Source organism: Natrinema salaciae (assembly GCF_900110865.1).
Classification (GTDB): Archaea; Halobacteriota; Halobacteria; order Halobacteriales; family Natrialbaceae; genus Natrinema; species Natrinema salaciae.
In genome coordinates this window covers 203,632-219,220 of record NZ_FOFD01000001.1, presented here as the reverse complement: position 1 = coordinate 219,220, position 15,589 = coordinate 203,632, and the positions used below count along the sequence as shown (strand labels likewise).

The following is a 15,589-nucleotide window of genomic DNA, read 5'->3' as shown; positions in this document are numbered from 1 at the left end:
TCCCGACCGCGTTCGTCTCTCCGCCCGGTCTATCGATCCTCGACGCGCCACGTCAGCAACACGCCGGCGTCGAGCCGGTCGACCGCCGCGAGTTCGAGCGTCGGGAACGCCGCGACGAACCCGTCGCCGTCGGCGAGCGTCGGCGCGTCGCGGCCGCCGATGACTTTCGGCCCGACGAACACGCGTAGCTCGTCGACCAGGCCGGCGTCGAACAGCGAGAAGATGAGTTCGCCGCCGCCCTCGACCATGATCCGCTCGAGGCCGGCCTCCCGAAGCGTCGCGAACGCGCGCAGGAGGTCGACGCGGTCGTCGCCCGCCGTAATCAACTCGGCGCGGTCGGCGAGGGCCGCGCGTCGATCGACGGGTGCGGCCTCGCTCAGGCAGACGTAGGTCGTCGCCGCGTCGTCGAGAACCGCCGCGTCCGTCGGCGTCCGCCCGCTCGAGTCGACGACGATCCGTGCGGGATTCCCCGGCCGTCCGTCGTTCCGGCGTCGCTTCCGCAGGTCGTCGTCTTTGACCGTCAGGTGCGGATCGTCCGCGAGGACGGTTCCGACACCGACCGCGACGGCGTCGCTCTCGGCTCGCAGCCGGTCGACGCGCTCGAAGTCCGCCTCGCCGCTGATCGCGAGCTGTTCGCGCCGGCGCGAGGAGAGTTTTCCGTCCGCGCTCATCGCGGCGTTGACGACGACGTGCATACCCCGTGCTCGGGCGGCGATGGTAAAGAAATCCCCGCGTCTCGAGCCGCCCGGTTCCCCGCGAGTCGCTCCGCCGGCGTCGCCGGCGATCCGCCGGTCTCGAGGATCGTACTGGAACTATACGCGACTATATACTGTTCAATACGCAACATATAAACGACTTATCCAGTCTCGACCCAGCGTTCTGCCGTATACGACGTGACGACCGCCACTCACGCGTTAGACGACGCGGTATCGTTCGACTACCGGCACCTCGACCTCGAGAGCAAAGACGACGTCTACGTCGTCGGCGACGTTCACGGCTGCCTCGACGCGCTAGAGGCGCTGCTGGAGCGGCTCGATCTCGGTCCGAACGATCTCGCCGTGTTCGTCGGCGACCTCGTCCGGAAGGGGCCGGAGAGCAAGGCCGTACTGGATCGCGTGCGGCGGTCCCCGCAGCTGCTATCCGTCCGGGGGAACAACGAGCAGAAGATCCTCGAGGGATCGGCCTCGCTGTCGGCGCTCGATTCGACCGACCACCAGTACCTCGAGTCGCTCCCGACCGCGATTTCGTGGGACGGGGGGCTCGTCGTCCACGGCGGCGTCGACCCGACCCGGCCGCTGTCGGCCCACTCGGCCGACGACGTGTCGACGATGCGATCGCCGAACGGCGACGGCTACGACGGGCCGTTCTGGTTCGAGCGCTACGACGGGCCGCCGCGGGTCTTTTTCGGCCACACCGTGCTCGCGGAGCCGATCGAGCGGGCGTGGGCGGTCGGTCTCGACACGGGCTGTGTCTACGGCGGGACGCTCACGGCGTACGACGTCGGCCGCGAGCGGACGATACGCGTGCCCGGAACCGGCCACGTCGATCGATCGGCCGAGAAAATCGTCGGGGACGACAGTTGACCGGAGTGAGTGGTGTTTCGGGATGAACGAGCGAGAGCAGTCCGAGAGCGACGGCACCGAACCGCCGACCGACGACGGGACGAGCGAGGCGACGGAGGAGACGACGCTCGCGCTCCAGTCGGTGTTCGACGATGGGGACGGGACCGAGGACGACGATCGGAACACCGGTTCCGAACGGCGGGAACCCGACGACGGGAGTGACCGTTCCGAACGGGCCGACGGCCCGCGCGGACCCGAACGCGCATCGCCCGCCTCGACCGACCTCGAGTCCGAAGGAGTCGCCGATGTCGATCGCCGTGACCTCGGTTCCGAGGTCGGTTCTGGGGACGAAATCGAGACGAGCGCTGCTGCGGAGACGGGTACGGACGCCGCCTCCGCAACGGACTCGGACCGCGACCGGCCGGACGTGTCGGTCGAGACCGATGGCGCAACGGAATCGACCGAGGCCGACGGCACAGCGGAACCGACCGAGGCCGACGGCACAGCGGAACCGACCGAGGCCGATTCCGCCGCGGCAGAGTCGGCCGCTTCGTCCGCGGCGGAGGGTGCTGATTCGTCCGCGGAGCAGCGGACCGTCGACCTCTCGGACCCGACCTACTACCTGAACCGCGAGCTCAGCGAACTCGCCTTTCAGCGTCGGGTCCTCCACGAGGTGCTGGATGCGGACAACCCCCTGTTAGAGCGGGTGAAGTTCCTCGCGATCGTGACGACGAACCTCGACGAGTTCTTCCGGAAGCGTATCGGCGGCCTGAAACAGCAGATCGCCGCGGGTATCACCGACGAAACGCCGGACGGCCGCACGCCCCGCGAACAGTGGAACGCGGCCCTCGCGGAGGCGGAACCGCTGCTGGAGCGGCAGGCACGGTGCTACCGCGAGGAAATCCTGCCGGCGCTGGCCGACGAGGGGATCGACGTGGTCGAGTACGACGCGCTGTCGGACGACGAGCGCCGACAGCTACGCGAGTACTTCGAGAGTGCGGTGCTCCCGACGCTGACTCCGTTGACGTTCGACCCGGCCCACTCGTTTCCGTTCATTTCGAATCAGAGCCTGTCTCTCGCGGTCCTGACTCGAGAACGACCCGACGCGGAGCTGACGTTCTCCCGGGTGAAGATCCCGCGCAACCAGCTTCGGTTCATCCAGCTCGGCGACGAGCCCAGGTACGTCCTCCTCGAGGACGCCGTTCGGGCGAATCTCGAGTTGCTCTTTCCGGACGTCGACATCGTGGACACGGCGCTGTTCCGCGTGACGCGCAACGCGGAGGTCAGGCGCGACGAGGAGGTCGCCGAGGATCTGATCGAGATGATCGAGGAAGTGATCGAGGAGCGACGGTTCGCCACCGTCGTCCGGCTCGAGATCGAACGCGACACGTCCGATCGAATCCTCGACGTTCTCACCCGCGAACTCGACCTCGACGACCGGGAGGTGTTCCACCTCGGCGGCCCCCTCGACTACCGCGACTTCGCGGAGCTGACCGCCCTCGACCGACCCGAACTGAAACTGCCGGAGTGGTCGCCCCAACCCCATCCGCGGCTGGATCGGCTCGACGAGGGGGAGACCGTGTTCGACGTCATCCGGACCGACGACGTCCTCGTTCACCACCCCTATCACTCCTTCGAGGGGACCGTCCAGCGGTTCCTCGAAACGGCGGCCAACGACCCGGACGTCCTCGCGATAAAGGCGGCGATCTACCGGACGGCGAGCGATTCCCAGATCGTCGAGAGCCTGCTCGAGGCCGCTCGCAACGGGAAGCAGGTCGCGGTCATGGTCGAACTCAAGGCCCGCTTCGACGAGGAGAACAACCTCGAGTGGGCGAAGAAGCTCGAGGAGGAAGGGATCCACGTCGCCTACGGGACGATCGGCTACAAGACGCACACGAAGACGTCGCTGGTGGTCCGCGACGAGGACGAGGGCGTCCGGCTCTACTCGCACGTGGGGACCGGAAACTACCACTCCGAAACCGCGAAGCGCTACGAGGATCTGGGGCTGTTGACGGCCGACCGGGACATCGGGCAGGACCTCGTCAAGCTGTTCAACTACTTCACGGGCCACTCGATGCACCGGGAGTACCGTAAACTGCTCATCGCCCCGGGGAACATGCGCGACCGCTTCGTCGATCTCGTCCGCGCGGAGGCCGAGCGCGCGCGGAACGGCGAGATGGCGCGCATCGTCGCGAAGATGAATCGCCTGGAAGACCCGGAGCTGGTCCGGGAGCTCTACGAGGCGTCGATGGCTGGCGTCGACATCGACCTCATCGTCCGGGACATCTGTCGGCTTCGGCCCGGGCTCGAGGGCATCAGCGAGACGATCGACGTGTACAGCGTCGTCGGTCGCTTCCTCGAGCACTCGCGGATCTTCTACTTCCGAGCGGGAGGCGACGGTCGATACTACATCGGCTCGGCCGACTGGATGACTCGCAACCTCGACAATCGGGTCGAGGCGGTCACGCCGATCGAGGATCCGCGTCTCCAGCGCCGGCTCGACGGGCTCTTCGAGACGCTGCTCTCGGACGACCGGAACCGGTGGGTGATGCGATCGGACGGAACGTACGAGCGGTGTGAACCCACGAACGACGGCTCGACGACCGACGTCCACGAGACGTTCATGCGCTCGGCGCTGGACGGCGCTCGAAGGTAGCGCCCGTTTCGCCGTCTCCTCTTCGTATCCAGAACGAACCGACGGAACGTGACGATCGGTCCGCGACGATGGTGACGGACATTTTCGGCGGTTGTAGCGGCGAAACCGATGGCGGTGAGAAGCGATCCGTCCCGTCGCTCGAGAGCGCGTTGGTGCACTGGATCGGCGCTCCGTTCGGACCGACGTGGCTGTTCCGCGACACCGCCATCGTTCGACGGCGGACCCGACACAGATACGGAGAGCTATTCCGCGTATGGATCACTCAATACCACAATTAGCAGCGGCTTTGTACGTGTCGTGGGTCGATTCGCGTACGGGAACGACCGCTTCCCGAACCCATGAACGAATCCACCAACGCTCACGGCGCTCCCTCGCCCCGACAGCACCCGGCTACGGCAACGCACCGGACCCCCGACGCGATCGAGCTCGAGTCGACCGTCGTCCGATACGAGGATCGACCCGATCGGTGGACGATCGCGCCGCGGGAGTGTCCCGAAGCGGTCCGAACGACGACGTGGCTCTCGGCGGACGTTCGAGCCACCGTCGACCTCGAGGACGTTCGGTGATCGTCGCCGCCAACCCCCGGTCGATCGGCGTTCGGGAGCCCGATTGCGGCTCCGTTTCCGGCCGATAGACGCCGGTGCTCCGTCGAACACACGTGGTATATAGGCCTATATATGATAACAGTTATCGTCGTATGTATACCAATCTCTGGGTATCTAAAGTCGAGATATCTGGGTATAGATGGCCTGATTCCCCACAACAGTATTACTCTATAGACTAGTGGATTTATATTGTTGCAGTCGGGATGGATTCGTATGGAGACGCGAAAGGTGCAGGTGACGGGCGGATCGACGTTCACCGTCTCGTTGCCGAAAACCTGGGCGACGGACAACGACGTCAGCAGCGGTACCACTGTCGAATTCTATCCCGACGGAGACGAACTCCTTCTGACCCCCGAACGCGAAACGCGACGCCAGAAAGGGACCCTCGACGTCACGGGACTCGAGGGGGAGGAACTGATGCGGGCCGTGATGACGATGTACGTCAGCGGCTTCGACGTCATCTCGCTCGAGGCGGGCGGGATCACGACCGAGCAACGCGGCGCGATTCGCGACGCGACCCAGCGGCTCGTCGGCGTCGAAGTGCTCGAGGAGACGAGCGAGGGCGTGGTCATTCAGGACCTGCTCGACTCCTCGGAGCTGTCGATCGTCAACGCCGTCACGCGCATGCGCCTGATCGCACGATCGATGCTCGAGGACGCGGTGACGGCACTGATCGAGAACGACGACGCGATCGCACGCGACGTGATCGATCGCGACGACGACGTCGACCGACTCTGGCTCGTCGTCTCGCGGATCTTCCGCGCCACGCTGCGATCGCCCCGCGCCGTCGAGGAACTCGGCGTCTCCCGCGAGGCCTGCTTCGACTACCACTCGAGCGCCCGCCAGCTCGAGCGGATCGCCGACCACGCGGTCAAGATTAGCGATCTCGCGCTCAAACTCGACGATCTGCCCGCCGACGTCGCCGACGCCATTCACGGACTCCACGCCGAAGCCGGGACGATCTTCGAGCGGTCGATGGACGCGCTGTTCGCCGACGATGCCGACGAGGCGAACCGACTCGGCCACGACGTGCTCGCTTCCGTCCTCGAAATCGACGAACACACCCGCCGGATCGACGATATGCTCCGCGAACTCGAGCCCGCACAGGCCCAGTTGCTCGGACTGATCGTCGACTCGCTGTCCAGAAGCGCCGACTACGGCGGCAACATCGCCGAAACGGCGTTACAGAAGGCGGCACCGCGGCCCTGAACGGTCGCCGGAGACGGCGACCGACGGAATCGGCCCGTGCGACTCGTTTCGGCGCTCGCGTCCCCCGTGGTGGGTTTAACTCGCGTGGCGGCAACAGTCGACCCATGGAGTACACGAACCTCGGGACCACGGGACTGGAGGTCTCCCGTCTCTGTCTCGGCTGTATGAACTTCGGGACCGGCCAGCCGTGGATGATCCACGACCGCGAGCAGTCCCGCGCGGTGATCGACCGCGCGCTCGAACTCGGCATCACCTTCTTCGACACGGCGAACGTCTACTCGCGCGGCGAGAGCGAGGCGATCCTCGGCGACGCCCTCGCCGCTGCGGACCGCGACCGGTCCGAACTCGTCGTCGCGACGAAGGTGTTCGGCCCGATGCACGAGGGGCCGAACGGACGGGGACTCTCCCGGAAACACGTCCTCGATCAAGCCGAGGCGAGCCTCGAGCGGCTGGGAACCGACTACATCGACCTCTATCAGATCCACCGCTGGGACGACGAGACGCCGATCGAGGAGACGCTCTCGGCGCTCGACTCCCTCGTGGAGGCGGGCGACGTCCGGTACGTCGGCGCGAGCACGATGCCGGCCTGGAAGTTCATGAAGGCGCTGTCCGCGGCCGACGTCGACAACTACGAGCGCTTCGTCTCGATGCAGTGCGAGTACAACCTCGTCGACCGCCACGAGGAGGCGAACGTACTGCCCCTCTGTGCCGATCAGGGGATCGGCGTCATCCCCTGGTCGCCGCTGGCCGGCGGCTTCCTGACGGGCAAGTACGAGCGGGACGGCGGCCACGACTCGGGCCGGGCCGCGACGGACGAGTTCATGCAGAAGCGGTTCACCGAGGAGAACTGGACCGTCCTCGAGCGGGTTCGCGAGATCGCCGCCGCCCGCGACGCGACGCCGGCACAGGTGTCGCTCGCCTGGTTGCTCCACACGGACATCGTCGACGCGCCTATCGTCGGCCCGCGGACGATCGATCACCTCGAAGACGACGCGGGCGCGCTCGAGATCGATCTCTCCGAGTCGGACAGAGAGCGGTTAGAAGCGCCGATCACGCCGGCCTGGAACCCCGAAATCGGTGACGTGTGATCGGTTGCGGATCGGCGGTGACGGCCCGGAAGGGACACTGCACGCTACCGAACGGCGCTGCACGAGTCGCGACGAACAGAAACGGCGGTCGCGTTAGTCGAGGAGAACGGCGTTGACCTGCCCGGTCTGACCGGGACGGGAGGTGACGCGGGCGCGCCCCTCGCTCGTGTCGATGACGGCACCCTTCGTGATGATGTTCCGACGGATGTAGTTCGGGTTGGCGTCGTTCTCGACGACGTCTTCGATCTCGGCGGAGACCGTTTCGCCGCCCTTGTTGACGCTCGCGACGTCCGTCGAGAGCGCTCGCGTCTTCGTCTCGTTTCCGCGAGCGTCGACGGTTCGGAACCGCGGCTCGCCGACCTCCGTCTCGGTCGGGAGTCGGCCGAGCTCGTCTTTGCGGCGCTTTCGAACGTTCTTCAGTCGGCCACCGGTTCGCTTGCGCGTCGAGCGTCCCTGGTCTTGCATACTCTCATCCAGTCCCGGCGCATATTTATATGCAACGAGACGGCCCGCTCGCGACCACCGACGGAGCCGAAAGCGAGGCGGGCGGGATCGGTTACTCGTCGGGTACCAGACAGTACGCCTGGCCGGGCTCCTCGAGCACGGTCTCCGCCTCGTCGTCGTCGTAGTTCGAAAAGCGGCCTCGCTCGGCGTAGTAGATCCGGTCGCCGCGCGGGATCGCGCCGCTGGTGACGTGTCCGCGGTTTTCGACCCGCCAGCGGCGCTCGCCGGTCGCCCTGTCGAGGGCGTACAGGTGCGTGTCGTAGGAGCCGACGAGGATCGTTTCGGCCGTCGCGGTTATCGAGCCGATGACGCGACCACCGACGTCTGCCGACCACAGTTCGTCACCCGTGCCGGCGTCGAGGGCGTAGACGAAGCTGTCGTCGCTGCCGACGTAGACGACCCCCCGGTCGGGATCGATCGCCGGGTTCGACATGATGACGCGACCGGTCTCGAACGACCACTCCTCGCTGCCGTCCGCGATGTCGAGCCGGTAGAAGCGGCCGTCCCAGGAGCCGACGAACGCCGCCCCGTCGTAGATCGGGATCGTGCCCTTGATCTGTGCGCCGAGGTGGAACCGACCGTCGGCCATGGCCTCGCCGTTGGGGCCGCCCTCGCCGCCCGCCTGAAACGACCAGGCGAACTCGAGGGAGGGAAACTCCCAGCAGTAGACGACGCCGTCGTTCGAACCGGTCACGAGCCGGCCGGCCCGACAGTCGATCGCGGGCGACGGATGGGGCATCCCCCAGAGGCGATCGTCGCTCCACGTCGGATTCCCGGTCGCCGCGTCGAGCTCCCAGAGCGCACCGCTGGCGGGGTCGCTGTACTCGGCGAGCAGGTAGAGCGTCCCGTCGATGTAGGCGGGGCTCGAGCCGATCGCGATCGCGCCACCGAATTCGCGTGCCGACGTCCGCCAGATCACGTCGCCGGAGGCGATATCGATGGCGTAGCAGTCGCCGTCGTAGCCGCCGATGTAGGCGGTACCGTCGACGATCGCCGGCGTCCCGTGGAACCCGAGGCTTCGGGACGCGCCCGTGTCGATGCGCCAGCGTCGCTCGCCGGTCGGCGCGACGGCGTCGATCCGGCCGGTGTCGCTCGCGACGAGGATCGTCTCCCCGTCCGGCGTCGGCCGCGGCGTCGACTTGGCCGCGGTGTGACCGATGCGGTTGGTCGGGAACGACCAGTCGACGCGAACCGCCGAGGGAACGGTTTCCTCGGGGTAGTAGCCGTACCGGCGCAACCCGCGCCGGAACATCGAGATCCCGTCGTCCGCCGGAAGCGGCTCGTACCCGTCTCCGCCCGCGGCGGCAGCGACGGACGAGCAGTCCGGCGGCGTTCGGTACTGGCGGCCCGCACAGCCGGCGAGCCCGACGATCCCGGCGGTTCCCGCGGTACGGAGAAGCTGTCGCCTGGTGACTCGAGCACCGCTGCGTTCGCGGACGGGCCGACCGGCGTCGGTCGGCGTCGACTCCGCAGCGGCGTCGACAGACCGCGAATCCGGATCGCCGTCGGCGTCCCGCGGGCCTGCAGCGCGCTCGGTCACGCGTTTACTCCTGCTGGGCGTCGACGACCGCGACGCCGGCCAGGTTCACGATGTCCTTGACCTCGTCGCCGCGCTGGAGGACGTGGACCGGCTCGTCCATCCCGACCAGCATCGGTCCGATGGCGTCGGCCCCGCCGAGCCGCTGGAGCAGTTTGTAACCGATGTTCCCCGACTCGAGGTTGGGGAAGACCAGCACGTTCGCGGGCTCCTCGAGGTCGGAGAAGCCGTAGGTTCCCTGGAGGATGTCCTCGACGACGGCGGTGTCGGCCTGCATCTCGCCGTCGACGGGGAAGTCGACTTCGGGGTCGTCCTGCAGCAGCGACGCCGCTCTGCGCGGTTTCCGCGTCCCTTCGTTGTCGACGCTGCCGAAGTTCGAGTACGAGAGCAAGGCGGCGCGCGGTTCGATGTTGAACCGGCGGGCCAGTTTGCCGGTCTGTCGGGTGACCTCCGCGAGGACCTCCTCGTCGGGGGCCTGGTTGACCGTCGCGTCGGCCACGAAGATGACGCGGTTCTTGAACGTGAGCATGTAGACGCCGGCCGCGTAGTCGACGTCCTCGTCGGTGCCGATCACCTGCAGCGGCGGCCGCAGCGCCGACGGATAGTGGTGCGAGAGCCCCGTCAGGAGGGCGTCGGCGTCGCCCCGTTCGACCATCACGCTACCGAAGTAGTTCGAGTCGCGCTCGATGAGTTCGCCGGCCTCGCTCCGCGTGATGCCCTTGCGAGCGCGGAGCTCGTGGAGGCGATCCGCGTACTCCTCGTAGTCGCCGACCGAGGGGTCGGCGACGGTCGGATCGAAGTCCAGTCCGAGGTTCGCCGCCGTCCCCCTGATCTCGTCCTCGTCGCCGATGAGGATCGGCAGGGCGATCCCCTGCTCCTGAATCTGGTAGGCGGCCCGGATCATCTTCTCGTTCTCGCCCTCCGCGAGCGCGACCGTCTTGGGGTCGCTCTTGGCCTTGTTGAGGACGACCCGCATCATCTCGCGGGACTTGCCGAGACGGGCCTCGAGTTCCTCCTCGTACTCCTCGAGGTCGATCTCGGTCCGGGCCGCACCGGACTCCATCGCGGCCTCGGCGATCGAGGGCGCGACCCGGAAGAGCACGCGGGGATCGACGGGCTTCGGAATGATGTAGTCGGGACCGTACTGGATCGGGTCGTCGCCGTAGGCCTTGACGACCGCGTCGGGGACGTCCTGTCGGGCGAGGTCGGCCAGCGCCTCGGCGCAGGCGACCTTCATCCGTTCGTTGATCTCGGTCGCGCGAACGTCGAGCGCGCCGCGGAAGATGAAGGGGAAGCCGAGGACGTTGTTGACCTGATTGGGGTAGTCCGAGCGGCCGGTGGCCATGATGACGGTGTCGTCGCGGGCCGCTTTGGCCTCCTCGTAGTCGATCTCCGGATCGGGGTTGGCCATCGCGAAGACGATCGGGTTCGTTGCCATGGACTGCACCATCTCCTGTGAGACGATGCCGCCGATCGAGAGGCCGACGAACACGTCGGCTCCCTCCATCGCGTCCGCGAGGCCGCCCTCGGGGACGTCGCGGGCGAACTGCCGTTTGTACTCGTTGACGTCGCCCGCCGCCGCTCGCTCCTCGGTGATGATACCCGAGGAGTCACACATCGTGATGTTCTCTTTCTTGCAGCCCAGCGAGACGTAGAACCGTGCCGTCGCGATGGCGCTCGCGCCCGCACCCGAGAAGGTGATCTCGAGTTCCTCGAGGCTCTTCCCGGCGATGTCGGCCGCGTTGAGCAGCGCGGCGCCGGAGATGATCGCGGTGCCGTGTTGGTCGTCGTGGAAGACCGGAATGTCGATCTCCTCGCGGAGGCGCTCCTCGACGGTGAAACACTCGGGGGCTTTGATATCCTCCAGGTTGATCCCGCCGAAGGTCGGTTCCATCATCTTGACGGCCTCGACGAGCTTGTGGGGGTCGGAATCGTCGAGCTCGAGGTCGAAGACGTCGATGTCGGCGAAGCGCTTGAACAGGACGCCCTTCCCCTCCATGACCGGTTTGGAGGCCTGCGCGCCGATGTCGCCGAGTCCGAGCACGGCCGAGCCGTTCGAGACGACGCCCACGAGGTTCCCCTTCGTCGTGTACTGGTAGGCGTTGGTCTCGTCCTCGTCGATCTCGCGACACGGCGCGGCGACCCCGGGCGAGTACGCGAGCGAGAGGTCCCGCTGCGTATTCGTCGGTTTCGTCGTCGATATCTCGATCTTGCCGGGTGGGTCCGTCCGGTGATACTCCAGTGCGTCCTCGTCTAATCCCATATCGGGGACACTGCGGGCGACTACTAAAAACAATGTGAAGGTGACATTCGACAGTTGTCGAAAGCCACGGCGGACCCGAGACGCGACCAGCGCGCGAAAATGTAGTGATTCGACCGTTTTATACGCACCGCGGGAGAGACGTGGGGTATGGACGTCGCGCTTGGTGGGACCTTCGACCCCGTTCACGACGGGCACCGACGGCTGTTCGAACGGGCGTTCGAACTCGGAGACGTGACAGTCGGGTTGACGAGCGACGAACTCGCGCCGAAAACACGAGACGTCGACCGACGAGTCCGGTCGTACGACGAACGGAAGGCGGATCTCGAAACCGAACTCGAGTCGATCGCGGCCGACCACGGCCGAGCGTTCGAGATCCGGATCCTCGAAGCACCGACGGGAATCGCGACCGAACCACAGTACGACTACCTCGTGGTCTCCCCCGAAACCCGCGAAGGCGGCGACCGGATCAACGAGATCCGGACCGAGCGCGGCCACGACCCTCTGGAGGTGGTCGTCGTCCCGCACGTGCTCGCCGACGACGGCGACATCATCTCGAGCACGCGGATCGTCAAGGGGGAGATCGACGAACACGGGACCGTCCTCGACGGGGACTGACGCAGTCCGCGATCCGCTCGGGAACGATCATCGCGCGACGACGGTGTCACACCGCCGAAAAGCGCGTTACTGGCGGAAATTACTAATCCGAACCTACCGGAGTGTCCGTTCTCGTATCGTATACTTACACGGCCGCAGTCCGCGACTGCGGGCGGAAACAGTCGGTTGTACGGGTTTCCTACCAACGGGGCGGCTCGAGCCCGGCGTCCTCGAGCAACTCCTTCCATCGGGACTGGATCGAGAGCCGAGAGACGTCCGCAGCCTCGGCTACCGCACCCTGCGTGCGGCCGTCACCGGCGACGAGCGAGCCGGCGTAGAGGCTGGCCGCCAGCACCGCCCGCTTCGAGCGATCGGACGCAGGGACGTCGGCGAGGAAGAGATCGACCGCACACGATCGCGCCTCCGTCGAGAGTTCCAGCCGCTCCGCGGCGGCCTCGAGTTCCTCGAGCCACGGTTCGTACTCGATGCGATCCCGGGCGCTGTGCATACGACCGGATATCGGAGCGGCCGGCATAAACCTACGGTCGCGCGGCGATCGCAACCGGTGCACCGTCGACGGGCCCGCCAATGGTGCACTACGGATCGCAACGTTCAGATACGAATTGTTCGGCTATTCGGCCGTTCTCCGCCGATTTCACTAGGAGACGACTACTAAACCGCGTGTCGCTCCAAGGGTGGCACACCCGTCATCGGGGGCGGTCCGCACACTCGCTATGAAAGAGCCAACCTGCAAACTCGTCTGTACCGGCTGCGGGCTCGAGATGCCGTACCGGGAGCGGTCGCTGGCCGAACAGGCCGCGGAACTCCACCAGCTCCGCGATCCGGAGCACGTGACGTTTATCGTCCCGCCGGACTGGTCGCCGGAGGAACCGGTGAAGCACTGCTAGCGTCACTCGAGCGTCGACGACCGGTCGGACCGACCACCGGGGGGTCGATCCGACGGTTCGGGCGCGGGACGGCGCTCGCGCGGACCGACAGGTACTTACTCGATTCGTGAAAACTCGGTGGTGAGCGCGGGTAGCCAAGCCAGGCCAACGGCGCAGCGCTTAGGACGCTGTCCCGTAGGGGTCCGCCGGTTCGAATCCGGTCCCGCGCATGCTTCTCCGAGCGATACCGCGAGGAGAAGCATCGCGACGAGGATTCGAACGAGGGAAGACGCACGCAGCGAAGCGAGCACGTCTTCACGTTGTTCGAATCCGGTCCCGCGCACTGTCTGCGAATCTACGATTCGTAGGTCAGCAGATCTTTGATCTGCGCGGCTCTGTTGGAATCCGTAGCGTTTGACAGCACTCGCGTGCTGAGTACAGAGGACAAACGGAACAGAAGCAGTTTCCGGGGCCACCAGAGATCTATGTTTTTGATATATCCGGTGGTACACGGTTTGTTCCGATATTTCACCTGACCATGTCCGGTGCCCATCTAATAACTATCGCTGGCTAATTTCCCCTCAGGAAGATGACGAGCACCGACCAAAAGAACCAGCCCCTTCCAAGTACACAAATCGTCGAAGAAGTGGCAGGCATGAAAGAGGTCGCCACTACTGAGTTATCACCGCTTTATGAAACGATCGATGCAGAGGCCCTTGACACATTGTTACAGTCAGTCACGGGCCGAGAAGTGGGAGCGTTCCGTATTCAGTTCCAGTATGAAGGATACACCGTCGCTGTAGACAGTGGTGGCGGCATAAACGTGAACGAAGACGGCCGCTGATTTCTCGAGCGGACATTCCTCTTTCGGGACCCCCACCGACTGTACACTATATGAGGTTCGCACCTACACTGAGCAGGTGATTCAGCAGGAAGTGTCCGAAAGAAACGAAGTCTCTCTGCTGAACTCATCCTCGATACTGACCGATTCGGCTGCCGAACGATTGCAGTGAGTCACTGCTGAATATGTGCGCTCTGTATTCAGCACGCCTTTACCAAACTATCAGCGGCTGTGGATTTCAACGGAGCCATCTGTGCTACTGTCGCGAGCACGTCTTCACGTCGTTCGAATCCGGTCCCGTTCGGTGTTCGCCACGAGCCGGTAAATCGACGACTCGAGCCACTGGTACCCGGCGACGCGAGGAGCCGGTGATCACCGGGCCCGCGTTAGTTTCGACCAATTAGCAGTAGCTATAAGTCACAACAGGTCAACGAGTAGAACGGAAGCCGGTCTCCGTCGGGGACGGTCCGCAAAACGTCCCGGGTGCCCCAAGCACCCGAGACTGGCTTCCTAACCCGAGAGGGTTCAGGAGCCATGCATACGTTCAAACTACCGGGATATAAACATCCCGCACGACCGCGGAATCGCCCGATACGAGTAGTCTCGAGTCCGATTTTCGGATTGCGAGGGATCGCGGGGGGAGTCGAATGAGCGGCGGCAACGAGGGGGGTCGTGACGGCGACGGGTCGGATCGTGACGGCGGCGTGACGAGCGTCACCGTCGAGCCGGCACCGGTCCCCGCCTGCCCGCGCTGCGGCGAGCCGGTCGCCTTCGTCGTCGTCACCGCTCCGGAGAGCGGGACGGTCGAACCCTGCGGCTGTGGCATGCCGCCCGACCTGCTCGAGCAGGTTCGCGGGGGGTAATCGGCGGCTCGCTCGGGCCGGCCGTCCCGGCATCGGGTCGACCGACGGCGTGGAATCGACCGACGGCGACGGGTCGAGGCGTCCGCTCGGACGACCGGAGCAACTCGGCAGACGTGCGTCAGACGCTCCACAACGCTTATTCGGGCAGGAACGGGTTGTATGATCAATGGCCGGGTTAGACGACGTCTTCGGGGATCTCTTCGCGAGTGTCGATGCAGTCGTGCTCTTTTCGCCCAGCGGATCGTACTACGAGCGGTTCACGGACGTCGACGACTTCGACATCGTGGTCGTCGGCACGGAAAACGCCGTCGGCGCGGAGACGTTCGTCGAGTTGCCCCTCGAGTTCGACGACGTCTCCGATCGGGTCCGCTTCGGCCTCGAGGGTGCCCTGGAGCAGGGCGTGGTCGAGGACGGCGACGAACTCGCCTGTGCGACGAGCGTCTTCAGCGACGGGATCGACACGGTCTCCCGCGTTCGGGCGGACGCGGAGGCCCACACCGGCATCTACGATCTATTCGCCAAATCCCGCGCGGACCCGGAGGTGGTCAAGTCGGTCCTCGAGGTGGCGATCGAACTGGGCAAGAAAGGGCAGAAGGGCAAGCCCGTCGGCGCGCTGTTCGTCGTCGGCGACGCGGGGAAGGTGATGAACAAGTCCCGGCCGCTCTCGTACAACCCCTTCGAGAAATCCCACGTCCACGTCGGCGACCCGATCGTGAACGTCATGCTCAAGGAGTTCTCGCGGCTCGACGGGGCGTTCATCATCTCGGACGCGGGCAAGATCGTCTCGGCGTATCGCTACCTCGAGCCGTCCGCGGAGGGCATCGACATCCCGAAGGGGCTCGGTGCGCGGCACATGGCCGGCGGCGCGATCACGCGGGACACCAACGCGATCTCGATCGTGCTCTCGGAAAGCGACGGGCTCGTTCGGGCGTTCAAGGCCGGTGAACTCATCCTCGAGGTCGATCCGGAGGCGTACTGAT

At 65.8% G+C, this 15,589-nt stretch carries 15 protein-coding genes and 1 tRNA gene; 11 read left to right on the top strand and 5 right to left on the bottom strand.

Annotated elements, in window-relative coordinates:
- Window positions 1-29 precede the first annotated feature (29 nt).
- The gene (locus tag BMX07_RS01135) at window positions 30-695 is read right to left on the bottom strand and encodes a 2,5-diamino-6-(ribosylamino)-4(3H)-pyrimidinone 5'-phosphate reductase (RefSeq protein WP_090612239.1); all 666 of its coding nucleotides are present in this window, start codon (window positions 693-695) and stop codon (window positions 30-32) included.
- Between the two features lie 198 nt (window positions 696-893).
- On the opposite strand from BMX07_RS01135, the gene BMX07_RS01130 reads away from it, so the two are divergent.
- The 5 genes from BMX07_RS01130 (at window position 894) to BMX07_RS01105 (ending at window position 7,120) form a co-directional block, all read left to right on the top strand.
- Complete coding sequence (locus BMX07_RS01130; protein ID WP_090612236.1) at window positions 894-1,583, top strand: metallophosphoesterase family protein; 690 nt, start codon at window positions 894-896, stop codon at window positions 1,581-1,583.
- Window positions 1,584-1,605: 22 nt separating this feature from the next.
- On the top strand, window positions 1,606-4,218 hold the full coding sequence (ppk1, locus tag BMX07_RS01125; RefSeq protein ID WP_245742019.1) for a polyphosphate kinase 1: 2,613 nt from the start codon (window positions 1,606-1,608) through the stop codon (window positions 4,216-4,218).
- 338 nt (window positions 4,219-4,556) lie between these two features.
- A complete protein-coding gene (locus BMX07_RS01115; protein ID WP_090612228.1) occupies window positions 4,557-4,784 on the top strand; it encodes a DUF7511 domain-containing protein in 228 nt (75 codons plus the stop codon).
- 252 nt (window positions 4,785-5,036) lie between these two features.
- On the top strand, window positions 5,037-6,032 hold the full coding sequence (locus BMX07_RS01110; protein ID WP_090612224.1) for a phosphate uptake regulator PhoU: 996 nt from the start codon (window positions 5,037-5,039) through the stop codon (window positions 6,030-6,032).
- A 104-nt stretch (window positions 6,033-6,136) separates the two neighbouring features.
- Entirely contained in the window at window positions 6,137-7,120 is a 984-nt protein-coding gene (locus BMX07_RS01105; protein WP_090612220.1) for an aldo/keto reductase, read from the top strand.
- 93 nt (window positions 7,121-7,213) lie between these two features.
- Here BMX07_RS01105 and BMX07_RS01100 read toward each other — a convergent pair whose 3' ends face one another.
- The 3 genes from BMX07_RS01100 to BMX07_RS01090 form a co-directional block, all read right to left on the bottom strand.
- Entirely contained in the window at window positions 7,214-7,585 is a 372-nt protein-coding gene (locus BMX07_RS01100) for a 30S ribosomal protein S8e (protein ID WP_090612217.1), read from the bottom strand.
- A 91-nt stretch (window positions 7,586-7,676) separates the two neighbouring features.
- On the bottom strand, window positions 7,677-9,164 hold the full coding sequence (locus tag BMX07_RS01095; protein ID WP_090612214.1) for an outer membrane protein assembly factor BamB family protein: 1,488 nt from the start codon (window positions 9,162-9,164) through the stop codon (window positions 7,677-7,679).
- A 4-nt stretch (window positions 9,165-9,168) separates the two neighbouring features.
- Window positions 9,169-11,424 (bottom strand): NADP-dependent malic enzyme, encoded by a 2,256-nt coding sequence (locus tag BMX07_RS01090; protein ID WP_090612210.1) that lies wholly within the window; start codon window positions 11,422-11,424, stop codon window positions 9,169-9,171.
- Window positions 11,425-11,571: 147 nt separating this feature from the next.
- Between BMX07_RS01090 and BMX07_RS01085 the strand changes: the two genes are divergently transcribed.
- Window positions 11,572-12,039 (top strand): phosphopantetheine adenylyltransferase, encoded by a 468-nt coding sequence (locus tag BMX07_RS01085; protein WP_090612205.1) that lies wholly within the window; start codon window positions 11,572-11,574, stop codon window positions 12,037-12,039.
- A gap of 178 nt (window positions 12,040-12,217) precedes the next feature.
- On the opposite strand, the gene BMX07_RS01080 is transcribed toward BMX07_RS01085, so the two are convergent.
- Window positions 12,218-12,526 carry a transcription initiation factor IIB family protein gene (locus BMX07_RS01080; protein ID WP_090612201.1) on the bottom strand — a complete coding sequence of 103 codons (309 nt, stop codon included), beginning with the start codon at window positions 12,524-12,526 and terminating at the stop codon, window positions 12,218-12,220.
- A 226-nt stretch (window positions 12,527-12,752) separates the two neighbouring features.
- Between BMX07_RS01080 and BMX07_RS24100 the strand changes: the two genes are divergently transcribed.
- From BMX07_RS24100 to dacZ, 5 genes are all read left to right on the top strand, one after another.
- Window positions 12,753-12,926 (top strand): hypothetical protein, encoded by a 174-nt coding sequence (locus tag BMX07_RS24100; protein WP_175480011.1) that lies wholly within the window; start codon window positions 12,753-12,755, stop codon window positions 12,924-12,926.
- A gap of 124 nt (window positions 12,927-13,050) precedes the next feature.
- A tRNA-Leu gene (locus tag BMX07_RS01075) sits at window positions 13,051-13,135 on the top strand.
- Between the two features lie 359 nt (window positions 13,136-13,494).
- Entirely contained in the window at window positions 13,495-13,749 is a 255-nt protein-coding gene (locus tag BMX07_RS01070; RefSeq protein ID WP_139210779.1) for a HalOD1 output domain-containing protein, read from the top strand.
- A gap of 644 nt (window positions 13,750-14,393) precedes the next feature.
- Window positions 14,394-14,609 carry a hypothetical protein gene (locus tag BMX07_RS01065; protein ID WP_090612193.1) on the top strand — a complete coding sequence of 72 codons (216 nt, stop codon included), beginning with the start codon at window positions 14,394-14,396 and terminating at the stop codon, window positions 14,607-14,609.
- 166 nt (window positions 14,610-14,775) lie between these two features.
- On the top strand, window positions 14,776-15,588 hold the full coding sequence (gene dacZ / locus BMX07_RS01060; protein WP_090612186.1) for a diadenylate cyclase DacZ: 813 nt from the start codon (window positions 14,776-14,778) through the stop codon (window positions 15,586-15,588).
- Window position 15,589: the final 1 nt, after the last annotated feature.